Here is a 21314-nt window from a genome sequence, read left to right on the forward strand (position 1 = left end):
CATGCAGCGCACAGAAGGCATGAAGTCGACGATGGCGGAAGTCGTCGCCGAGCGGAAGAAGCAGATGTCGCCGGGCCGGCTGTTCGTCGAGGCCTGTACCGCCAAGGGCCTCGAAGCCTCCGTAGAGTACGACGTGACGATCACTGACTCGCTGACGAGTTCGCGGCGCAAACCACGCTACCCGGCGCGCAACATGCTCAAGGTCGTCGACCTCTCCAGGGACCCCCGGCGGTTCTACTGGCACGAGAGCCCGCCCCTTCCCGGCGACCCTCAGGTCACCGAGGCCGACCTGAGGCGCGAGGCGGCCAACCGCTTCCACCGGTCGCCGATCCCCGAGCTCTATCCCACCACCGCGTGGGTGCAGGTCCCGCCGGACCTGTGGGAGGACCCCGAGACCTTCGAGTCGTTCATCAACTACCGGCTGATCGTCCGTCTCGGCACGGCCGAGAACCACACGATCATCCGAGGCCGGGCCGGGTTGCTGAACATCCCGGGGGTCATTCGCATGACCTCGAAGGGACCGTTCGGCTCGACGATCCTCGCGGCGTGCAACGAGGCGGAGCAGATGGGAGGCACCGCCGACGGCCTCATCATCAATCCCGTCGACTACTACAGGTTCATGGGGCAGGGCCGCCTGATGGACGATCTGGAGCAGAACGGCGTCTTCATCGTGCGGACGCGCCTGGTCGATCCGGGAACGGCCATCGTCGGCGACTTCGGGCACGGCGCCCAGCTGTTCGACGCGGGACGCTCGGTGATCCGCTTCGCCGAGCCGCCCCCGGGAACCTTCGCCGAGCCCGGCATCGCGCTCATGGCCGAGATCTACGAGCGGGTCGTGATCAACCTGCTGACCAACTTCTTCATCGTGACCCTGTAGCCGCGCCCCGTGATCGCGTCGCCGTAAAGGACAGCACATGCCGACGATGCCCTCCCCGAACCCGGCACCCCTCCGGTACGACCCTGACGTCCTCGTCATCGGCGGCGGCGTCGTCGGCCTGTTCTGCGCCTACTACCTGCGCCGCATGGGCAACAGCGTGACCGTCGTGGAACGCGGGCCGGTCGGCGGTCCCCAGTCCTGTTCGTATGGGAACACCGGCTTCGTCGGCACGCAGGGCGCGCTTCCCCTCGCCGAGCCCGGCGTGATGGCCCAGGGACTGCGCTGGCTGCTGAACCCGGAAAGTCCCTTCTACATCAGACCGCGCCCGGACCCCGAGCTGTTGTCGTGGCTCTGGCACTTTCGCCGTGCCTGCAACGAGCGCGACGCGAAGGCCGGTTTCCAGGTACTGGTCGACATGAAGAAGCGGAGCCTCGGGATCCTCCGCGAGCTCTGCGCGTCGGACGGCCTGGCCTCCACCTTCACAGCCCAGGGCATGCTGCTCGCGTACCGGACACGGCAGGGATTCGAGAAGGCCTGTCGAACGGTGTCGGGAACGGTCGCGAGCGGCGTGCCGCTGCGCGTCCTCGGCCCGGGGGAGCTGCGCGCGCTCGAACCGGACGCCGAGTTCGACATCCACGGCGCCCTGTACAACGAGGAGGGCGCCTACCTGCGTGTCCCCGACTTCGTCACCGGACTCGCCCGGACGCTCGGCGACATGGGCGTGGAGATCCACGAGCACACCGGGGTCGTCGGTTTCGAGGTCGCGGGAGCCGAGGTCAAGCGGGTCAGGACGGTCCACGGGGACTTCAGCCCGCGCGAGACGGTCATCGCCGCCGGGACCTGGTCGGCGGAATGTGCCCGCGAGCTGGACATCGGGCTCAAGCTCCAACCCGCCAAGGGCTACTCCGTCACGGTCAAGGCACCGGGCAACGCGCCCCGGCTGCCGGTCCTGCTGGGCGAGGGGAAGGTCGCGCTCGTACCACTCGGCGACCGCCTCCGTTTCGGCGGAACCCTGGAGCTGTCAGGCATGGACACCGCGATCTCCCGCAGCCGGGTGGACGGCATCCTGCGAACCGTCCGGATGTACCTCCCGAAGATGGAGAGCACCGAGACTCTCGAAACCTGGAGTGGGTTTCGTCCCTGCAGCCCGGACGGCCTCCCCTTCCTGGGGCGTGCCGCCCCCTACCGCAACCTTTCCGTCGCGTGCGGTCACGGCCACATCGGCATGGGCCTGGCACCGGTCAGCGGCAGGCTGATCGCCCAGCTCGTCGCCGGAGAGCGACCCGAGATGGACCTCACCCCGCTGCGCCCCGGCCGCTACGGCGGCGGGCCCCCGCGCCGCCTCCGCCTGCGTCCCGGGCGATGAGAGGTGTCCCCGGCCTTCGCACCGGGGCGCGTCCCGCCCCCCGCCCGCGGCGATGGGACACCGGACCTCGCGCCGTGACCGGCCCGGGGCCCGCCGCCAGACGACACGACCGCAACACCCGACGGGAGAGAACCGCCATGGCCACCGGAGCGGAAACGGAGCACGACGTCGCGATCGGCGTACTGTGCTGCGACACCAACTTCACCAAGGTCCCGGGGCACATCCGCAACCGGGCCACCTTCGACTTCCCCGTCATCTACCGGGTCGTGGACGGCGCGACCGCCGAACGCGTGGTGACCCAGGCCGACCCGCACCTGCTCGACCCGTTCATCCAGGCCGCTCAGGAGCTCGAAGCGCGGGGCGCGGCCGCCATCACCGGTGCCTGCGGCTTTCTCGTCATCTTCCAGAGGCAGCTGGCCGACGCGGTCAACGTCCCGCTGCACGCCTCAAGCCTGATCCAACTGCCCATGGTGCACCGCATGATCCGCTCGGATCAGAAGGTCGGGCTGCTGGTCGCCAAGAAGCCCGCCCTCACCCGGCGTCACCTGGCGGCCGTCGGCGCCGAGCACGTCCCGGTCTGCGTCGCCGGCCTGGAGGACCAGCCGGAGTTCCGCGAGGTCATGCTCGAAGCCCGGCGCCCGGACCTCGACGCCGACCGTCTGGGCCGCGAGGTGCTGGGCCAGGTCGAACAGCTGGCGAAGGAGAACCCCGACATGGGGGCGCTCGTCATCGAGTGCACCGACGTGGTGCCCTACGCCCACCAGATCCAGGCACACCTCGGCATACCGGTCTTCGACATCGTGACCCTCACCGAAATGGTCCACCGGAGCCTGACCCGCCGCCCCTTCGGCGCCTCCGGCACGGCCTAGCGCCCCGGGGCTCGTCCGCCGTGACACCCACCGCCGCCGGCACCCGGTGCGCGCGGGCGGGCCGGCTCGCCGGCCGAGAGGTGGGCGCCGTCCGTTTCTCGCCGCCCGGACTCCCCGGGGAGCCCTTTCGGGTGCCCTGTTCGTATGGTTATTGAGTTGCGGGGAGGCAGGCGGTTCTGGCGTTATTGATCTCGTTCGGGATGTGACCGGGAGGAGGCGATGTGGAGATGTCGTACAACGAGGTGACGGGTGGGCGTGCGCCGATCCGCATGTGGGCCGAGCCGGCCGAGATCGAGCCGAACGTGATGCAGCAGCTGCGTAATGTGGCGAACCTGCCGTGGGTGCAGGGGGTCGCGGTGATGCCGGACGTGCATCACGGGATGGGCGCGACGGTGGGGTCGGTTATCGCGATGCGTGACGCGGTCTCGCCCGCGGCGGTCGGGGTCGACATCGGGTGCGGGATGACCGCGGTGCGAACCTCCTACCGGGTGGAGAACCTTCCCGACAATCTGGCCTACCTGCGTTCGAAGCTGGAGCAGGCGGTGCCGGTCGGCTTCGGGCACCACCGGCGGCCGGTCGACCCGACCAGTCTGCACGGGTTCAAGGCCGCCGACTGGGCGGGCTTCTGGAAGGACTTCGACACGCTGGCCCCGGCGGTGCGCCAGAAGAGGGAGCGGGCCGAGGTGCAGATGGGCACCCTGGGCGGGGGTAACCACTTCCTGGAGGTCTGCGCCGACGACGAGGGCGTGGTCTGGGTGGTGCTGCACTCCGGATCGCGCAACATCGGCAAGGAGCTGGCCGAGCACCACATCGGGCAGGCCCAGGACCTGCCGCACAACCAGGACCTGCCGGACCGCAACCTGGCGGTGTTCGTCGGGGGCACCCCGCAGATGGACGCCTACCGGCGCGATCTGTTCTGGGCGCAGGACTACGCGCGGCGCAACCGGGCGGTCATGATGGCCCTGGTCTGCGACGTGCTCCGGCGCCACCTGGCGGGCATCACCTTCGAGCAGCCGATCTCCTGCCACCACAACTACGTGGCGGAGGAGCGCTACGACGGTGTGGACGTGCTCGTCACCCGAAAGGGGGCGATCCGCGCCGGATCCGGTGAGTTCGGCATCATTCCCGGCTCGATGGCGACCGGCACCTACATCGTGAAGGGTCTGGGGAACCTCGACGCGTTCAATTCGGCCTCGCACGGCGCGGGTCGCCGGATGAGCCGGAACAAGGCGAAGAAGACCTTCACCCTGGAGGACTTCAAGGCGCAGACCGCCGGCGTCGAGTGCCGCAAGGACACCGGGGTGATCGACGAGATCCCCGGCGCGTACAAGGACATCCAGTCGGTCATGGCCGCGCAGACCGACCTGGTCGAGGTGGTCGCGCACCTGCGGCAGCTGGTCTGCGTCAAGGGCTGAGCGATCGGTCTGCGACCAGGGCGTGCGGGGCCGTTTCGAGGGACATGAGGACGCGGGGATCTCAGGGACCGGATCGTCCGGACAGATCTGGCGATCTCCCAAGGAATCAACCATCTCGTGATGATGTTGCAGTGGTCGAGGCCTGTTTAGGGTCGAGCGGGGGGTCGGCCATAGGCTGGCCCCCTGCTCAATAGGTGACCGACTGGGAGGTGGCGCCCCGTGCTGCAGGATTTGTTCGGTCGTGTGGCGACCGATCTGCGGGTGTCCCTCACGGACCGCTGTAACCTGCGCTGTTCCTACTGCATGCCGCCCGAGGGCCTGGAATGGTTGCCCAAACCCGAACTGCTGACCGCCGACGAGATCGTCCGGTTGGTCACCATCGGGGTGGAGCGGCTGGGCATCACCGAGGTCCGCTACACCGGGGGCGAGCCCCTGCTCCGCCGCGAACTGGTCGACATCGTGACCCGCACCACCGCGCTCGGCCCCACCCCGCAGGTCTCGCTGACCACCAACGGGATCGGGCTGAGCCGGATGGCCGCCTCCCTGGCCGCCGCCGGCCTGCACCGGGTCAACGTCTCCCTCGACACCCTCGACCGCGAGACCTTCAAGAAGCTCGCCCACCGCGACCGGCTGGCCGACGTTCTTGAGGGCCTGGAGGCGGCCCACGCCTCCGGCCTGCGCCCCGTCAAGGTCAACACCGTGCTGATGCGCGGGATCAACGACCACGAGGCCGTGCCGCTGCTGCGCTACTGCCTGGAACGGGGGTACGAGTTGCGGTTCATCGAGCAGATGCCGCTGGACGCCCAGCACGGCTGGCGCCGGGAGAACATGATCACGGCTGACGAGATCCTCGTCCGGCTCCAGGCCGCCTTCGACCTGACCGACGCCGACCCGGTGGAACGCGGTAGCGCTCCTGCGGAACTGTTCCTCGTCGAGGGCGGCCCGGCCAGGGTCGGCGTCATCGGCTCGGTCACCCGCCCGTTCTGCGGTGCGTGCGACCGGGTGCGGCTCACCGCCGACGGCCAGATCCGCAACTGCCTGTTCGCCACCGACGAGTCCGACCTGAGGAGCGCGATGCGCTCGGGGGCGAGCGACGACGAGATCGTCGAGCGCTGGCGGTCCGCGGTCCGGATCAAGAAGGCCGGTCACGGCATCGACGACCCGGCCTTCCTGCAGCCGTCCCGCCCGATGTCCGCCATCGGCGGATGACCGCCCGCCACGACGCCTGCGTCCTGGCGGGCGGTCTCGCGAGACGGCTCGGCGGCCGGGACAAGCCCGCCCTGCACGTCTCGGGCCGCCCGCTGGTCGAGTCGGTGGCCGCCGCCGTACCCGGCGCCGGCAGGCTGGTCGTCGTCGGGCCGCCCCGCCCCGGGCTGCCGGGCGCGATCTTCCGCCGTGAGGATCCACCCGGAGGCGGCCCCGTTCCGGCGCTGCGGGCGGGGCTGGCCGAGGTGACCGCGCCGTGGGTGGTGCTGCTCGCCGCCGACCTTCCGTTCCTGACCGCCGAGCACGTGTCCGCGCTGCTGGACGCGGCAGGCGCGGGGACGGGGACGGTCGCGTACGCGAAGGGGGCACGGGCGGGAGCGGTGCTCGTCGACGACGGTGGCCGCGAGCAGTGGCTCGCCGGGGTCTGGCATACGGCGAGCCTGGTGCGGGCGCTCGCCCGCTACCAGGGACGGTCGCTGCACGGGCTGCTGGCCCCGCTCGACCCGGTCACGCTTCATCTCGCCGGGCAGCCGTGGTTCGATTGCGACACCATGGACGATCTGCAGCGGGCGCGGGCTTCGGAAGGCCCGGGACGGGCGCTACCGCTGAGAAGGAGTGAGAGTTGAACGTGCTGACGGAGTGGACCGCGCTGGTCTGCCGGGAGCTGGGCATCGATCCTGCGACAGTCGATCGTGACGAGGTGCTCGATCTGACAAAGGAGGTCGCGCACGGGGTGGCCCGGCCGGCCGCGCCGCTGACGGCCTATCTGCTCGGCGTGGCGCTGGGGGCGGGCACGGCACCGCCGGATGTCGTGGAAAGGCTGACCGCGCTGGCGCGTAACTGGGAGCAGACAACCGATACACAGGGTGAGAAATAACATCAAGGAAAAGGCGAGAACAAGTAAAAGCCATAAGAAAAGGGCGACGCCGGGTGGTTACGGGGGCAAACCACCCGGCGTCGCTTCATCGGCGTTCCGACGGGGGCCCGGAACGCCGGCACCAGTGCCCCGACGGGGGACCAGGGCACTTGGCTAAAGCGTACACCTACAACCCTTAGAGTGCGTCAAGACTTAGTCACGACCCGATCTCGCGTCGGTGGCGTGGAATCTCGCTCTGTCCGGAATCTTCCATGTCAGGGGCTCCCGTCGCCCCACGTGGCGGCGCGTTGGCCCCGATCACGGCAATGTATGGTAAAAAGATCGCACCGGCGAAGAGCAGTAGTCGGACGGGTAGCGGAGCGGGCACGGTGAAGGCGAGGATCAGGCAGATCAGCCGGATCCCCATCTTGATGAAGTAGCTCTTCTCGCGCTTGCCGATGTCGGCACTCAGGGAGGGCTGGGCATCCGTCACCTGATGAACCACCGGGCGCTTGTGCCATCCCTTCACGATTCCCAATCTAGGCCTCATATCGGCTGGTGGCGAACGGTCATGTAATCATCGCTTTCCGGGAAGAAGCATGAGATGACAGATCGAACGTACCGGGTGACCGAGATAGTCGGCACTTCGGGGGAGAGCATCGAGGCGGCCGTGCGCAACGGAGTCCGCCGCGCCTCCCGGACCCTGCGTCACCTCGACTGGTTCGAGGTGACCGAGATCAGAGGGCACATCGAGGAGGGGGAGGTCGGGCACTTCCAGGTCGGGATGAAGGTCGGATTCCGGCTGGAGGACGACTGAGCCCGCCCGCGGCGGGCCCCCTATGGAGGCCCCCTCCTCGCCACGGCACGATCTGCCAGGCAGGGCCTAGCTGGCCTGGCTGACCGTCGACATGTTGAAATCGGGCACCCGGATCGCCGGCATGATCGCGCGGTTGAAGTAGTCGCTCCACTCGCGCGGCAGGGTCTGCTCGGAGGCGCCGACCTCGGTGAGGCGGCGGAGCAGGTCCACCGGGCTCTCGTTGAAGCGGAAGTTGTTCACCTCGCCCACGACCTCGCCGTTCTCCACCAGGTAGACGCCGTCGCGGGTCAGACCGGTCAGCAGCAGCGTCTGCGGGTCGACCTCGCGGATGTACCACAGGCAGGTGAGCAGCAGGCCGCGCTCGGTGGCGGCGATCATCTCCTCCAGCGACCGGCCGCCCTCGGGGCCTCGCATGATCAGGTTGTCGATGGCCGGGGTCACCGGAAGGCCGGTCAGTTCGGCGGAGTGCCGGGTCTGCAGCAGGTTGGCCAGTCTGCCGTCGGAGATCCAGTCGGTGGCCGCCAGCGGCAGCCCGTTGTCGAACACCGAGTTCTCCCGGCTGGAGGCATGCGCCACCACGAACGGCGGGCACTCGATGCCCGGCGCGGCGGGGTCACCGTACAGGCGGATCGGCGACTCGGAGAGGACCTCGCCGACGCGGGTGCCGCCGCCGGGTCTGGAGAAGACGGTGCGTCCCTCCAGGGCGTCGCGGGCTCCGGCCGTCCAGTACAGGTAGATCATCAGATCGGCCACGGCCGTCGGCGGCAGCAGCGTCTCGTACCGGCCCGCGGGCAGGTCGACACGGTTCTTCGCCCACTCAAGCCGCCGGGCCAGCGTGGCGTCCAGAGCCGCCACGTCGACGTCGGAGAAGTCGCGGGTGGACACGCCCGTCCACGCCGAACGCTTCATGTCCAAGGACTTGGCGTTGAGCTCCAGGCGGCCGGTGGGCTGGGTGTGCCGCAGTCTGGTGCCCGTGGAGGTGCCCACGAAGGTCGTCGTGACCGTGTGCTCGGCGAATCCGTACAGCCTGCGCCCGCTCGCCTCGGCCGCGGTGAAGGCCTCACCCAGGGCGGGGGCGAAGGCGCCGAACACCCCTATCGAGGTCGGCTCGACCAGGTCGTCCCAGCCGTCGGATCGGGTGCCCTCCAGCAGCGGCCGGGCGTCCTCGGACGGCTGGGCGTCCTCCGCGGCGTGGTCGGCGGCCGCCACGACGTCGTCGAGCTGGTCGGGGCGGACCGCCGCCCGTGACACCACGCCCACACCCCGCCCCACGATCGAGATCACGGTGAGCTGCGCGGAGCGGGACACGCCGTTGGTGGTGAGGGTGTTGCCCGCGAAGCGCAGGTTGGCGCTCGACCCCTCGTCCACGATCACAACGACCTCGTCGGCCGTGGAGAGCTCAAGAGCCTTCTCGATCATCTCCTGGGGGCTCATCCCGCTCCTCTCCTGCCGGCTCGCCCGGCCGCCGCCTTCATCCGTCCGCTCGCCGTACGCGTTCAACTGCCACTCTCCTGGGCGGTGTTGAGGACGCGCACGCCGCGGAAGAGCGCCGACGGGCAGCCGTGGCTGACCGGGGCGATCTGGCCCGGTTGCCCCTTGCCGCAGTTGAACGCCCCGCCGAGCGCGTACGTCTGCGGCCCGCCGACCGCCGCCATCGACCGCCAGAAGTCGGTGGTCGTGGCCTGGTAGGCGACGTCGCGCAACTGCCCGGCGAGCCTGCCGTTCTTGATCAGATAAAACCGCTGGCCGGTGAACTGGAAATTGTAACGCTGCATGTCGATGGACCAGCTCTTGTCGCCCACCACGTAGACGCCCCGGTCGACGCCGGAGATCAGCTCCTCGGTGGTGGGACCGTCGGGCGCCGGTCGCAGCGACACGTTCGCCATGCGCTGGATCGGGGTGTTGCCGGGGGAGTCGGCGAAGGCGCAGCCGTTGGAGGCGCCCAGGCCCTTCAGCAGCGCCATCCGCCGGTCGAGCTGGTAGCCGACCAGTACGCCGCCGGAGACGATGTCGAACTCCCTGGTCGCCACGCCCTCGTCGTCGTAGCCGATCGTGGCCAGGCCGTGCTCGGCGGTGCGGTCGCCGACCACGTTCATCACCTGCGAGCCGTACACCAGCTTGCCGAGCTGGTCGAAGGTGGCGAAGCTCGTCCCGGCGTACGCCGCCTCGTAGCCGAGGGCGCGGTCGAGTTCGGTGGCGTGCCCGACCGACTCGTGGATCGTCAGCCACAGGTTCGACGGGTCGATCACCAGGTCGTAGGGGCCGGCCTCGACGGAGGGGGCCTTGAGCTTCTCTTCAAGGAGTTCGGGAACGCGCGCCAGCTCGCCGGGGAAGTCCCAGCCGGTGCCGGTGAGGTACTCGTACCCCCGGCCCGCGGGTGGGGCGAGCGTCCGCATCGAGTCGAAGCGGCCGTCCAGCACCCTCATCGCCTCCAGCTGGGGGTGGACGCGCACCCGCTGCTGCGTGGTGGAGGTCCCCGCCGTGTCGGCGTAGAATTTCTGCTCCTTGACCTGCATCAGCGACGCCTGGACGTGGTCCACCCTGGGATCTGTCAGCAGGCCGCGCGACCAGTCGGCGAGCAACTCCGCCTTGTCGCGCATCGGCACCTCGAACGGGTCGAGTTCGTAGGAGGAGACCCAGGTGACGTCGGAGTGAACCGGCTCGGGCGCCAGCTCGACGGGCTCGCGGTTGATCGCCGCCGAGACGAGCGCCACCTCCACCGCCTGCTCGGCGACGCGGACGGCCGCCTCGGGGGTGAGCTCGATGCCTCCGGCGAAGCCCCAGGTGCCGTTCTTGACGACCCGCACGGCATAGCCGAGGGTGTCGGCGTCGATGGAGCCCTCAAGTGCGGCGTCGGACAGGCGTACGGTCTCTCCGCGGATGCGTTCCAGCCGGAAGTCGGCGTGCTCGGCGCCCAGGTCCCGGGCGCGTTGCAGGGCCGCGTCCGCCAGCCGCCGCAGCGGCAGGGCGAGAAAGTCGGAGTCGATCTGGCGCATGTCAACGATCCTAACCCCGTGATCTTGTCCTTCCCGGACAAGAGGGTTACCCCCAAGTAGCCGATACCGTCTGACCATGGCTCGATCTGTTCTCGTAACCGGCGGCAATCGCGGCATCGGCCTCGCGATCGCCCGCGAACTCGCCCAGGCCGGCGACGCCGTCGCCGTGACCTACCGTTCCGGACAGCCCCCCGAGGGGCTGTTCGGCGTGCGCTGCGACGTGACCAGCACGGCCGACGTGGACGCCGCGTTCGCGAAGGTCGAGGCCGAGTACGGCCCGGTCGAGGTGCTCGTCGCCAACGCGGGCATCACCAAGGACACGCTGCTGCCGATGATGAAGGAGGAGACCTTCACCGATGTCATCGACGCCAACCTGACCGGTGCCTACCGGGTCGCCAAGCGCGCCACCCGCGGCATGCTGCGGCTCAAGCGCGGGCGGATCGTGCTGATCTCCTCGGTGGTGGCCATGCTCGGCTCCGCGGGGCAGAGCAACTACGCCGCCTCCAAGGCCGGGATGATCGGTTTCGCCCGGTCGGCGGCCAGGGAGCTGGGCTCGCGCAACATCACGGTCAACGTGGTCGCCCCCGGTTTCGTGGAGACCGACATGACGGCCGAACTCGACGAGTCGTACCAAGAGCAGATCAGGAAGAACATCCCCCTGGGCCGCTATGCCAGCCCTGAGGAGATCGCACGCGTGGTCAGATTCCTGGCCGGCGAGGACGCCGCCTACATCACGGGGGCTGTCATCCCCGTTGACGGCGGCCTTGGAATGGGGCACTGACGTGGGAATTCTCGAAGGCAAGCGGCTTCTCGTCACCGGGGTGCTCACCGACTCCTCCATCGCCTTCTCGGTGGCCAAACTGGCCCAGCAGGAGGGGGCCCAGATCGTGCTCACCGGTTTCGGCCGGCTCAGCCTGGTCGAGCGCATCGCCAAGCGCCTGCCGGAGCCGCCGCCGGTGCTGGAACTCGACGTCACCAGCACCGAGCACCTCGACTCCCTGGCCGACCGGGTCGGCGAACACCTCGGCGGCCTGGACGGTGTGGTGCACGCCATCGGGTTCGCCCCCCAGACCGCCCTGGGCGGTAACTTCCTGAACACCTCATGGGAGGACGTGGCGACCGCCGTCCAGGTCTCCACCTACTCGTTCAAGTCGCTCGCGGTGGCCGCGCTCCCGCTCATGAAGGAGGGCGGCGCGATCGTCGGCCTCGACTTCGACGCCACCAAGGCCTGGCCGGTGTACGACTGGATGGGGGTGGCCAAGGCCGGCCTGGAGTCCTGCTCCCGCTACCTGGCCCGCGATCTGGGCAAGCACGGCATCCGGGTCAACCTTGTCGCGGCGGGTCCGCTCCGGACCATGGCCGCCAAGAGCATCCCCGGCTTCGGCGAGTTCGAGGACAGCTGGCCCGCCAAGGCCCCGATCGGCTGGGACATCAACGACCCGATTCCGGCGGCCAAGGCGTGTGTCGCCCTGCTGTCGGACTGGTTCCCCGCCACGACCGGTGAGATCGTCCATGTCGACGGCGGCGTGCACGCCATCGGCGCCTAGATCCTGTCCCGCGGGTCAGGTGGCACCCGTGGCCGAGGTGGGCAAAAGATCCAGAGAGCAGGGTCTAGGCCACCCGGTGATGGCCCGGTGGCACCGGCTCGAAGGGGATCGACTCCGTGACCTTCCGCCTGCTGTACAGCAGGCGGACCGCGAGGATGGCCAGAATGAGCACCGCGGTGGTGAGCACGGTGCCCGCCCTGTCGGATGACCGGCTGGGCGTCACCGGCCGTTCGTTTGACATCTGCCGCTGCAACTCCTGTATCAGCGGGGCCGGCCAGAGCAGTTCCACCCGGGGTGCCTCGGCGTCGACCACGGGTGACGGCTCGGAGGTCACCGGTGCGTCCACGTCGGTCGTGGGCGTGTCGGCCTCCGGATACGGCGGCCGTGAGGGCTGTCGCGTCCGGCTGGTCGGCACCGGCACCGGTTCCTTCCGCGCGGGCCGGTGGCCGTGGTCGCGCGAGGGGCTCGGCGACGGCCTGGGCCGGGCGGCCTCCTGAGAGAGGGCACTCTCCGGCGGGTCCGGGCATTTCGGGGAGGCCGCGGTGGGCCGGCAGGTGCCGGTGGGATCCTCGGGGCGCGGCCCGTTGCCGGAGGGGGGCTCCTCGCCCTCCGCGGGCCGGGTTCTGGCGGCCGAGGTGGCCGGCGCCGGTGTCTTCTCCCCGACGGGGGACGTCTTCTCGGCGGCGGGCGTCTGAGCCGTGGTGCCGGCGAGGTCGTCACCGGCGGGCGAGGACGAGAGCGGGGCCAGCAGGGGTGCGAGAGGGGAGGTGTCGGACGTGATGCCGCTCACCACGTTGTCCACGGTCCGGCAGATCCCGCCCGTCACGGTGCCCAGCAGCCCTCCGTGATCGCAGTCGTCCACCTGCGTGACGGTGTCCGCCCGGGCGGCGTCCACCGAAAAGACCGCCGGGATCCCGCTGCCCAGCACCAGCGCCAGCGCGCCTGCCGACATCGCGGTTCGCACTCGTCTCCTTTCCCCTGGGGCGGATATCGGCCGTGATGTGCTGCCGACATCCGGGTGCCCCCGCCACCTGTTCGACAGTCTTGTGGGGAGGCCCGGCTTTTTCGCGGAAAGTTGCTATTCGGTATCGACTAGTGATACGCGAGGCGAATTCTCGTTCGGTTTCCGTCCTGGGCGTCTCAGTCGGCCGACACGTCGTCGAGTGCTTCCCTTATCTCCACGGGCAACGCCAGGTCCTCGGCCTGGAGCACCCCGGACAGCTGCGCGTGGGTGCGGGCGCCGACGATGGCGGAGGCCACCCCCGGCTGGTCGCGTACCCACGACAGGGCCACCGACAGCGGTGAGACGCCAAGCCCCTCGGCGGCGGTCGTCACCGACTCCACGACCCGGCGGCACCGCTCGTCGAGGTAGGGCGTGACGAAATCGGCGAAGTGCGGGGTCGCGGCCCGAGAGTCGGCGGGGATGCCCGTGCGGTACTTGCCGGTGAGGACTCCGCGCCCGAGCGGCGACCAGGCGAGCACCCCGGCGCCGACATGCTCGGCGGCGGGGATCAGCTCGCGCTCGGCCTCTCTGGCCAGGAGCGAGTACTCGACCTGGGCCGCGACGATCGGCACCCGCCCTGGAACCGCCCGCTGTCCCACGGCGGCGGTCGCCAGCTGCCAGCCCGCGTAGTCGCACACCCCGGCGTACGCGGCCCGCCCGGAGGACACGATCGCGTCCACGGCGGCCAGGGTCTCCTCCAGCGGGACGTCGGGATCAAAGGCGTGCAGCTGCCACAGGTCGACCTCGTTGACGCCCAGGCGGGTCAGGGAGGCGTCGATCGCGGCGACCAGGTGCTTCCTTGAGGCGTCGCGGGGTCTGCGCCCGGCAGGGGTGAGCACGGCCTTGGTGGACAGCACCAGCTCCGAACGCGGCACCGAGTCGCGCAGCAGCCGCCCGAGCAGCCGTTCGGCGTCGCCGCCCGTGTAGACGTCGGCGGTGTCGATGAGTGTGCCGCCGGCCTCGGCGAACATGCGGAGCTGCGCCGCGGCCTCCTCGGCGCCGGTGTCACGTCCCCATGTCATCGTCCCCAGTCCCAGGCGGGACACCGACAAGCCGCTCCGGCCCACATAGCGCTGCTCCATGATCCGGCCAGATTACCGCTCGGCCACTTAAAAGTAGTGGAGTGAGGGCTGCAAGACTTGCCCGCGTGACGACCTTGTTGCTGGCCAGACACGGCCTTACCCACCTCACCGGTCCGGTCCTCGCGGGATGGACCCCGGACGTTCACCTCAACGACGCGGGACAGGCCCAGGCGAAGGCCCTCGCCACCCGGCTGACCTCGCTGGAGCTCGACGCGATCGTCTCCAGCCCGCTGGAACGCTGTCAGGAGACCGCGCAGGCGGTCGCCGAGGGGCGACAGGGGGCGGAGGTACTGACCGATGAGCGCTTCGGCGAGTGCCGTTACGGTGACTGGACGGGCCGCCCGATCGCCGAACTCGTCAAGGACCCCCTCTGGCCGGTGGTGCAGGCCCATCCGAGCGCGGTGACGTTCCCCGGGGGAGAATCCCTGCCGGCTGTCCAGTACCGCGCCGTGGCGGCGGTCAGGGAATGGAACGAGCGTCTCGGCCCGAAGGCGGTCTACCTCGTCTGTAGCCACGGAGACGTGATCAAGGCCATCGTGGCCGACGCCATGGGGCTGCACCTGGACCAGTTCCAACGGATAACCGCTGATCCGGCCTCGCTCACCGTCATTCGCTACACCCCCTTGCGCCCCTTCGTGCTCAGGCTCAACGACACGGGTGGGGATATGGCTGGATTGCGCCTCGCGGAGGGTTCGGAAGGCGAGGACGGGGGAGAAAATCCCACCGGGAGTGATGCCGCAGTCGGCGGCGGATCCGGGACCACGTAAGGTCGGGCTATGCCGGTCTTCGACTACGATCCACCCGAGAGATTCGTGGCCGGTGCCGTGGGGCAACCGGGATCACGAACCTTCTTCCTGCAGGCGCGGGGACAGGGCAGGCTGACCACCGTGGCGCTGGAGAAGTTCCAGGTGGCCGCGCTGGCCGACCGCCTCGACCAACTGCTCGACGAGGTGTTGCGGCGCGGCGAGGCCGGTGTCCCGGTGCCCGCCGTCGCTCCGGCCGCGCTGGCCGACAACGCCCCTCTCGACGTGCCGATCAGTGAGGACTTCCGCGTCGGAACCATGGCTCTGGCCTGGGACCCCGAGGCCGACCAGGTGGTCATCGAGGCCCAGGAGGCCGGGGTCGAGGAGGAGATCGAGCCGTCCTCGTCCGCCGATCTCACGGTGCTGCGCGTGCACATCAGCCCAAGCGCCGCCAGGGCCTTCACCAAGCGGGCCATGGCACTCGTCGCCGCCGGGCGTCCGCCCTGCCCGCTCTGCGCCCAGCCTCTCGATGTCGAAGGGCATATTTGTGTGCGGCTCAACGGTTACCGGGGTAGTAGCGCTTCATCTGGTGGAGGAGGCGAATGAGCGCTGAGAGCGAGCCGACGCTGAGCACGGCGCCGGCCGCGGGGCTGGATGACGAGACCGCGATGCGTCTGCTCCGTGACGGACGGCTGGATGTGGCGGGTCGCCTGGTCGAGGCGACCAACATGACGCTTTACTGCTCGGTCCGGCTCGGCGGGCTCGTGGCGGCCTGTGTGTACAAGCCGGTACGGGGGGAGCGCCCGCTCTGGGACTTCCCCGACGGGACCCTGGCCGCCCGCGAGGTCGCCGCCTACGAGGTCTCGGCGGCGATCGGCTGGCGGATCGTGCCGCCCACCGTCTACCGGGACGGCCCGTTCGGCCCGGGAATGTGCCAGCTCTGGATCGACACCGACCCCGAGATCGACCTGATGGTGCTGATCCGCAGTCGCCAGCCCTCGCTGCGGCGGATGGCCGTCTTCGACGCCGTCGTCAACAACGCCGACCGCAAGGGTGGCCACCTGCTGCCGCTGGCCGACGGCCATGTCTACGGGGTCGATCACGGGGTCTCCTTCTCCGCCGAGGACAAGCTCCGCACCGTGCTCTGGCAGTGGCGCGGCAAGCCCCTGTCCCGCGAGGCCATGAACGTCCTGACCCGCCTCGAACGCGACCTGGAGCAGGGGCGGCTCGGCCGCCGCCTCCGAGAACTCCTCACCCTCCCCGAGGTCGAGGCGACCTGGTCGCGGGTCCGCAGGCTTCTCGACACCGGCCTGCACCCCCTCCCCTCCAAGGAGTGGCCGGCGATCCCGTGGCCGCCGATCTGAGTCCCCGGGTGGCAGGTGCCGTGACCTCGGACTCCTTGCCGGTGCAGGACCCCGCTCCGCACCCGCTCGCGGCGGAGGCGTAGCCTCCGGGCATGTGCACGGTTGTCGTCAGCATCGATCCGAGCGCCGAGATCCCCCTGATCGTGGTCGGGGTGCGTGATGAGTTCACCGGCCGTCCCTGGGTTCCACCGGCGGGACACTGGCACAGGGACCGGCCCGGCCTGATCGGCGGTCGAGACCTTCAGGGCGGCGGTACCTGGCTGGCCGTCGACCCCCGGGCCAGGAGGGTTGGGGCCCTTCTCAACGGGCACGGTGTGCTCGCCCCGGAGGAGACGCGCCGCTCACGCGGTGAGCTCCCGCTCCTGGCGGCCGCCGGAGGCCGGCCGGTGGAGAGCGACCTTGACCGCTATGACCCCTTCCACCTGCTGAGCGCCGATCCCACCGGGGCCTGCCTGTGGCACTGGGATGGGATCGCGCTGGAGCGAGACGTCCTTCCTCCGGGAACCCACATGATCGTCAACAGCGGCTGGGAACGTGGTGAGGAGAACGAGCGCGTCGCGTTCTTCCGCCCCCTGTTCGCAAAGGCCGGCCGCCCCACGGAGCTCGACGGCCCCTGGGAGGAGTGGCGGGAACTCGCCACCGGGGCGGGGATTCCCCCTGAGGACCTTCGGTCCATGATCATTCATCATGAGCTGCCCGACGGGCGGATCTTCGGCTCGCTCTCCGTCACCCTGCTCGCCCTGGCGCCGGACGGTGTCCGCTACGACTTCACCGCTGCCCCTCGTGATCCGGATGCCTTCCGTGAAGTCCGCACGGAATGATCTGGGCGCTTCGCGGAGTTGAGACGAATGCCTCTGTATCCGCCGCCCCGAGCTGATCGGGGTGGTCTGTCTGCTCGATAGGCTCACTTTATGAGATCGTGGTCTGCGCCGAAGGTTCCTCGGCTTCCCGGTGCCGGTGTCCCGCTGCGGCTTTTCGACACCGCCGTGCGAGATGTCGTCCCCACAAAGCCGGATCCCACGGCACGGATGTACGTCTGCGGCATCACGCCCTACGACGCCACCCATCTGGGACACGCCAACACCTACCTCGCCTTCGACCTGGTCAACCGGGCCTGGCGGGATGCCGGGCACGAGGTGCACTTCACCCAGAACGCCACGGATGTCGACGACCCCCTGCTGGAGCGCGCGGAGCAGACCGGCATCGACTGGCGTGACCTCGCCGAGCGCGAGATCGAGCTGTTCCGGTCGGACATGGAGGCGCTGCGCATCCTCCCGCCGCGCGACTACGTCGCCGTGACCGAGGTGATCGACCAGGTCGCGGCCCTGATCGAGCTGTTGCGTGACAAGGGCGCCACCTACGACCTGGAGGGTGACGTCTACTTCGACGTGGCCGCGGCCCCCAAGTTCGGTGCCGTCTCCGGTTACCCGGAGGAGCAGATGCTCGCCCTGTTCGGCGAGCGCGGAGGGGACCCGGACCGCCCAGGCAAGAAGCACCCGCTCGACTGGCTGCTCTGGCGTGCGGAGCGCCCGGGGGAGCCGTCCTGGCCCTCGCCGTTCGGCCAGGGAAGGCCCGGCTGGCACATCGAGTGCACCGCGATCGCTCTGGCGAACCTGTCCAGTGCTTTCGACGTCGCCGGTGGAGGCTCCGACCTGATCTTCCCGCACCACGAGTGCGGCGCCCACGAGGGTCACGTGGCGTGTGGCGAGTGGCCTTTCGCCAAGGCCTACGTACACGCGGGCATGGTCGCCCTGGATGGCGAGAAGATGTCCAAGTCGAAGGGCAACCTGGTCTTCGTCTCCCGCCTGCGTCGGGAGACCGATCCGATGGCCATCCGGCTGGCCCTGCTGGCGCATCACTACCGCTCCGACTGGGAGTGGACCTCCGACCAGCTTGCCTCGGCGGAGGTGCGGCTGGCGCGCTGGCGCTCGGCGGCGGGCCTGCAGACCGGTCCCGACGCCGGTGTCGTGCTCGACAGGGTCCGTGCCCGGATGGCCGACGACCTGGACGCTCCCGGCGCCCTCGCGGTCATCGACGACTGGGCCGAGCGCGCCCTGTCGGAGGGCGGCAGCGACCCGGGCGCGCCGCTCCTTGTCGGGCGGATCGCGGACGCGCTGCTCGGAGTCGCGCTCTGAAGGGCACTTGAAGGCGGGGTGTCTCTTTCCCCTCTGGCCGCTGCCCGGGGCTCTCGGCCGTGTTGAGAGCCGCCCTGCCCGCTCTGAGGCCGGTGCTCTTCGGGTGGCGGCCTGGAGAGCACCTCCGAAGGGGGAGCAGGGGCCGGAAAATGACTGAGCCCGCACCGCTTGCGCGGTGCGGGCTCAGCCCGAAGCCTTTGAGGTCAAACCAGGTCAGATGAGCTCGACCTTGTCGGCCTGCGGGCCCTTCTGGCCCTGCGTGGTGACGAAGCTGACACGCTGGTTCTCCTCCAGGCTGCGGTAGCCGCTGGAGTTGATAGCCGAGTAGTGCACGAAGACATCGGCGGTGCCGTCATCCGGTGCGATGAATCCGAAGCCCTTTTCGGCGTTGAACCACTTAACGGTGCCCTCAGACAAAACTACTTCTCCTCATTGGGAGCCTCACCGAACCACCAGGTCGGCGGCACGGGGCTGCGTTGCGGACCCTACCATGCACCCGCGGAAACCATCCGGAGAAACTGTAACGTCCGCTGTCGGCGGACTTCTCATAAGCACTTGAGATGATAAGGCTAAACTGAGAATTACGACTGCAACTGCAACACTCTATCGGACAGTTTTGAGGTGTGCAAGTCAAGAGATCGAGGCGAGGAAGCGTTCCCGCTCCTCCTCGGGGAGGCGGTCGATGAAGAGGGTGCCGTCGAGGTGGTCGGCCTCGTGCTGGAGAACGCGGGCCAGCATGCCCAGGGCCCGGACGGTGACGGGTTTGCCGAACATGTCACGACCACGGGCCGTGACCATGTAGGAGCGTTCCAGTGGCCACCAGTGGCCGGGGGCGGACAGGCACGCCTCGTCGGCCACGATCCTCCGCTCGGACAGTTCCAGGCGCGGGTTGACCAGGTGGCCGGACTTGCCGTCCAACTCGTAGACGACGACCCTGAGCGGGACGCCGATCTGCGGGGCGGCGAGTCCCGCGCGGCCCGTGCCGGCGCGCATCGTGGCCTGGAGCGACTTCACCAGGACGCGCAACGCGCGGTCGAAGGTGGTCACAGGCTCGGCCACCGTGCGCAGCACGGGATCGTCGAACAGTCGGATCGGCTGGACGGCCACGCGCACTCCCCGAGGCGGATGAATCGGCACCGGTGACGGTTCCCGTTGTCACACCGGCTCAACCATTGCCGTTACCTGTGAGTGTGCTTCGGTGGGCGCGCTCCGAGCGGCCCACGCCTTACGGCATGAGCGTTCTCTCACTTCAGGCCACATCGGCTCCACGGGCGTTCGGCCTCTCCCCGCACCTCTGGGCGGCGTGACCGTGAGCGCGATCACACTCCAGGAGCCGGCCGCGCCGCTACTCTGGGGGCGCGGGAGCGTGACAGAGCGTGTTCCCGACCGAACGGTCGACGGATTTCCGCACCCCCGGGGTTTCCGGAGTGTTGCGAGTGTGCGGCGTGTGCATTGCGTATTTCCAGGGTTAGTTACGTGTAACCGGTGCACCATCACAGACAGTGAATGTGCGTAACGCCGTCCTCCTAGTTTCGGGGATCGAAGCCCCCCGAAACCACAGGAGGACAGACGATGAGGCCCTGGATCAGTGACTGGCGGCCCGACGATCCGGATTTCTGGCAGGAGCGCGGCCGGAAGGTGGCCAGGCGGAACCTGGTCTTCTCCATCTTCGCCGAGCACCTCGGGTTCACGCTGTGGACCGTCTGGAGCATCGTGGCCGTGCACCTCGGCTCCTACGAGTTCTCCACCGACCAGCTCTTCTGGATCGTCGCCCTGCCCAACCTGGTCGGCTCGGCGCTGCGCATCCCGTACACCTTCGCCCCGGCCAGGTTCGGCGGCCGGAACTTCACGGTGGTCAGCGCTCTGCTCCTGCTCGTGCCCGCGGTGCTGCTGGCCATCGCGGTCGGCGACCCCGGCACCCCCTACGAGGTGTTCCTGCTCATCGCGGCCACGGCGGGGCTGGGCGGCGGCAACTTCGCCTCCAGCATGGCCAACATCACCCACTTCTACCCTCGGGACAGGCAGGGGGCCGCACTCGGGCTCAACGCGGCCGGCGGCAACATCGGGGTCGGTTCCGTCCAACTTCTCATGCCGTTGGTGATCGGGGCGTTCGGGCTGGCCGCCGCGGGGCTGTTCTGGATTCCCCTCATCCTGGCCGCCGCGGTGGGCGCCTACTTCTTCATGGACAACCTGACCTCGGCCAAGGCCAGTCCCGCGGACCAGTTGAAGGTCGTCGGCCGGGTCCAGACCTGGATCATGTCAGTCCTGTACATCGGTACGTTCGGCTCCTTCATCGGCTACTCCACCGCGTTCCCGCTGCTCATCAAGAGTCAGTTCCCCGAGCAGGCCTCGCTGGTCTGGCTGGCCTTCCTCGGCCCGCTGCTCGGCTCCCTGGTCCGCCCGGTGGGCGGCTGGCTGTCGGACCGGCTCGGCGGGGCGCGGGTGACGTTCGTCAACTTCGCCGCGATGGCGGGGGCGGCGGTGCTGGTCTGGCAGGGGCTGTCCCAGCGCGGCTTCGTGCTGTTCTTCTGTGCCTACATGCTCCTGGTCGCCACCACCGGCATCGGCAACGGCTCCACCTACCGGATGATTCCGGCGATCTTCCGGGCCAAGGCGGTCACTGGCGTCCCCCCGGCCACGGCCGCTCACGACGCCGCCGTGGCCGTCGGGAAGCGGGACGCCTCCGCGGCCATCGGGATCATCTCCGCGATCGGTGCCTTCGGCGGGTTCTTCGTCAACCGCGGATTCGGTGGCTCCATCGCCGCGACCGGCGGGGCGGGAGCCGCACTGGCCTCCTTCGCCTCCTTCTACCTGGTGTGCGCGGCCATCACCTGGGCCTGTTACCTGCGTGCCGCAGGCAGTGTGCCGAGCCTGGCGGCGGCCCGGGTGTGAGCGCCGCGGCCAGGCCCGGCACTCGCCGTGCTCACATCCGGCACCGGCCTGGCCGACGGATAACTCACATCCACCTCATTGCGAATGTGAACACGGTTAGTGGCTTGTAGCACATCGGTAACAGGGGAGACCTCACGGTGAAACCG

23 protein-coding genes are annotated in these 21314 nt (G+C 69.4%); 16 read left to right on the forward strand and 7 right to left on the reverse strand.

The window, feature by feature from the left end; translation table 11 throughout:
* Window position 1: 1 nt before the first annotated feature.
* The 7 genes from ACQP0P_RS19355 (at window position 2) to ACQP0P_RS19385 (ending at window position 6610) form a co-directional block, all read left to right on the forward strand.
* On the forward strand, window positions 2–877 hold the full coding sequence (locus ACQP0P_RS19355) for a family 3 encapsulin nanocompartment shell protein (RefSeq protein WP_433378689.1): 876 nt from the start codon (window positions 2–4) through the stop codon (window positions 875–877).
* A gap of 37 nt (window positions 878–914) precedes the next feature.
* The gene (locus ACQP0P_RS19360) at window positions 915–2243 is read left to right on the forward strand and encodes an NAD(P)/FAD-dependent oxidoreductase (protein ID WP_433378692.1); all 1329 of its coding nucleotides are present in this window, start codon (window positions 915–917) and stop codon (window positions 2241–2243) included.
* Between the two features lie 137 nt (window positions 2244–2380).
* The gene (locus ACQP0P_RS19365) at window positions 2381–3112 is read left to right on the forward strand and encodes an aspartate/glutamate racemase family protein (RefSeq protein WP_433378695.1); all 732 of its coding nucleotides are present in this window, start codon (window positions 2381–2383) and stop codon (window positions 3110–3112) included.
* 227 nt (window positions 3113–3339) lie between these two features.
* The gene (locus ACQP0P_RS19370) at window positions 3340–4527 is read left to right on the forward strand and encodes an RtcB family protein (RefSeq protein WP_433378698.1); all 1188 of its coding nucleotides are present in this window, start codon (window positions 3340–3342) and stop codon (window positions 4525–4527) included.
* Between the two features lie 219 nt (window positions 4528–4746).
* The gene (gene moaA / locus ACQP0P_RS19375; RefSeq protein WP_433378701.1) at window positions 4747–5736 is read left to right on the forward strand and encodes a GTP 3',8-cyclase MoaA; all 990 of its coding nucleotides are present in this window, start codon (window positions 4747–4749) and stop codon (window positions 5734–5736) included.
* On the forward strand, window positions 5733–6359 hold the full coding sequence (mobA, locus tag ACQP0P_RS19380) for a molybdenum cofactor guanylyltransferase (RefSeq protein WP_433378704.1): 627 nt from the start codon (window positions 5733–5735) through the stop codon (window positions 6357–6359). Before moaA ends, mobA begins: the two co-directional genes overlap by 4 nt.
* Before the next feature lie 2 nt (window positions 6360–6361).
* Window positions 6362–6610: a DUF6457 domain-containing protein gene (locus tag ACQP0P_RS19385; protein ID WP_350919434.1), complete on the forward strand. Its 249-nt coding sequence runs from the start codon at window positions 6362–6364 to the stop codon at window positions 6608–6610.
* Between the two features lie 196 nt (window positions 6611–6806).
* On the opposite strand, the gene ACQP0P_RS19390 is transcribed toward ACQP0P_RS19385, so the two are convergent.
* Window positions 6807–7118, reverse strand: coding sequence for a DUF3099 domain-containing protein (locus ACQP0P_RS19390; RefSeq protein ID WP_433378706.1), 312 nt, complete (start codon window positions 7116–7118; stop codon window positions 6807–6809).
* A 75-nt stretch (window positions 7119–7193) separates the two neighbouring features.
* On the opposite strand from ACQP0P_RS19390, the gene ACQP0P_RS19395 reads away from it, so the two are divergent.
* Window positions 7194–7406: a dodecin gene (locus tag ACQP0P_RS19395; RefSeq protein WP_030904659.1), complete on the forward strand. Its 213-nt coding sequence runs from the start codon at window positions 7194–7196 to the stop codon at window positions 7404–7406.
* Between the two features lie 66 nt (window positions 7407–7472).
* Here the strand turns inward: ACQP0P_RS19395 and ACQP0P_RS19400 are convergent, their stop codons facing one another.
* On the reverse strand, window positions 7473–8840 hold the full coding sequence (locus ACQP0P_RS19400) for a metallopeptidase TldD-related protein (RefSeq protein ID WP_433378709.1): 1368 nt from the start codon (window positions 8838–8840) through the stop codon (window positions 7473–7475).
* A gap of 62 nt (window positions 8841–8902) precedes the next feature.
* Window positions 8903–10402, reverse strand: a complete 1500-nt coding sequence (locus tag ACQP0P_RS19405; RefSeq protein WP_433378712.1) for a TldD/PmbA family protein — start codon at window positions 10400–10402, stop codon at window positions 8903–8905.
* 76 nt (window positions 10403–10478) lie between these two features.
* Here ACQP0P_RS19405 and ACQP0P_RS19410 point away from each other — a divergent pair, with 76 nt between their 5' ends.
* Window positions 10479–11183, forward strand: coding sequence for a beta-ketoacyl-ACP reductase (locus ACQP0P_RS19410; RefSeq protein WP_030904652.1), 705 nt, complete (start codon window positions 10479–10481; stop codon window positions 11181–11183).
* Between the two features lies 1 nt (window position 11184).
* Window positions 11185–11949 carry an enoyl-ACP reductase FabI gene (gene fabI / locus ACQP0P_RS19415; RefSeq protein ID WP_343961094.1) on the forward strand — a complete coding sequence of 255 codons (765 nt, stop codon included), beginning with the start codon at window positions 11185–11187 and terminating at the stop codon, window positions 11947–11949.
* 64 nt (window positions 11950–12013) lie between these two features.
* On the opposite strand, the gene ACQP0P_RS19420 is transcribed toward fabI, so the two are convergent.
* Complete coding sequence (locus tag ACQP0P_RS19420) at window positions 12014–12913, reverse strand: hypothetical protein (protein ID WP_433378716.1); 900 nt, start codon at window positions 12911–12913, stop codon at window positions 12014–12016.
* A 176-nt stretch (window positions 12914–13089) separates the two neighbouring features.
* Entirely contained in the window at window positions 13090–14034 is a 945-nt protein-coding gene (locus tag ACQP0P_RS19425; protein WP_350919132.1) for an aldo/keto reductase, read from the reverse strand.
* A gap of 65 nt (window positions 14035–14099) precedes the next feature.
* Between ACQP0P_RS19425 and ACQP0P_RS19430 the strand changes: the two genes are divergently transcribed.
* The 5 genes from ACQP0P_RS19430 to mshC all read left to right on the forward strand — a co-directional run bounded on the left by ACQP0P_RS19430 (window position 14100) and on the right by mshC (window position 18276).
* Window positions 14100–14801 (forward strand): histidine phosphatase family protein, encoded by a 702-nt coding sequence (locus ACQP0P_RS19430; RefSeq protein ID WP_433378720.1) that lies wholly within the window; start codon window positions 14100–14102, stop codon window positions 14799–14801.
* A 9-nt stretch (window positions 14802–14810) separates the two neighbouring features.
* Window positions 14811–15383, forward strand: a complete 573-nt coding sequence (locus ACQP0P_RS19435; protein WP_433378723.1) for a DUF3090 domain-containing protein — start codon at window positions 14811–14813, stop codon at window positions 15381–15383.
* Complete coding sequence (locus tag ACQP0P_RS19440; RefSeq protein ID WP_350955576.1) at window positions 15380–16141, forward strand: SCO1664 family protein; 762 nt, start codon at window positions 15380–15382, stop codon at window positions 16139–16141. The genes ACQP0P_RS19435 and ACQP0P_RS19440 overlap by 4 nt, the downstream gene beginning before the upstream one ends.
* 92 nt (window positions 16142–16233) lie before the next feature.
* On the forward strand, window positions 16234–16962 hold the full coding sequence (locus ACQP0P_RS19445; protein WP_433378726.1) for an NRDE family protein: 729 nt from the start codon (window positions 16234–16236) through the stop codon (window positions 16960–16962).
* A gap of 90 nt (window positions 16963–17052) precedes the next feature.
* Entirely contained in the window at window positions 17053–18276 is a 1224-nt protein-coding gene (mshC, locus tag ACQP0P_RS19450) for a cysteine--1-D-myo-inosityl 2-amino-2-deoxy-alpha-D-glucopyranoside ligase (RefSeq protein WP_433378729.1), read from the forward strand.
* 213 nt (window positions 18277–18489) lie between these two features.
* Here mshC and ACQP0P_RS19455 read toward each other — a convergent pair whose 3' ends face one another.
* On the reverse strand, window positions 18490–18693 hold the full coding sequence (locus ACQP0P_RS19455; RefSeq protein ID WP_030904638.1) for a cold-shock protein: 204 nt from the start codon (window positions 18691–18693) through the stop codon (window positions 18490–18492).
* 213 nt (window positions 18694–18906) lie between these two features.
* The gene (def, locus tag ACQP0P_RS19460) at window positions 18907–19383 is read right to left on the reverse strand and encodes a peptide deformylase (protein WP_343961111.1); all 477 of its coding nucleotides are present in this window, start codon (window positions 19381–19383) and stop codon (window positions 18907–18909) included.
* Between the two features lie 465 nt (window positions 19384–19848).
* On the opposite strand from def, the gene ACQP0P_RS19465 reads away from it, so the two are divergent.
* Window positions 19849–21168, forward strand: a complete 1320-nt coding sequence (locus ACQP0P_RS19465) for an MFS transporter (protein ID WP_433378732.1) — start codon at window positions 19849–19851, stop codon at window positions 21166–21168.
* Window positions 21169–21314: the final 146 nt, after the last annotated feature.

The organism is Streptosporangium sp. CA-115845 (genome assembly GCF_050943795.1).
Taxonomy (GTDB): Bacteria; Actinomycetota; Actinomycetes; order Streptosporangiales; family Streptosporangiaceae; genus Streptosporangium.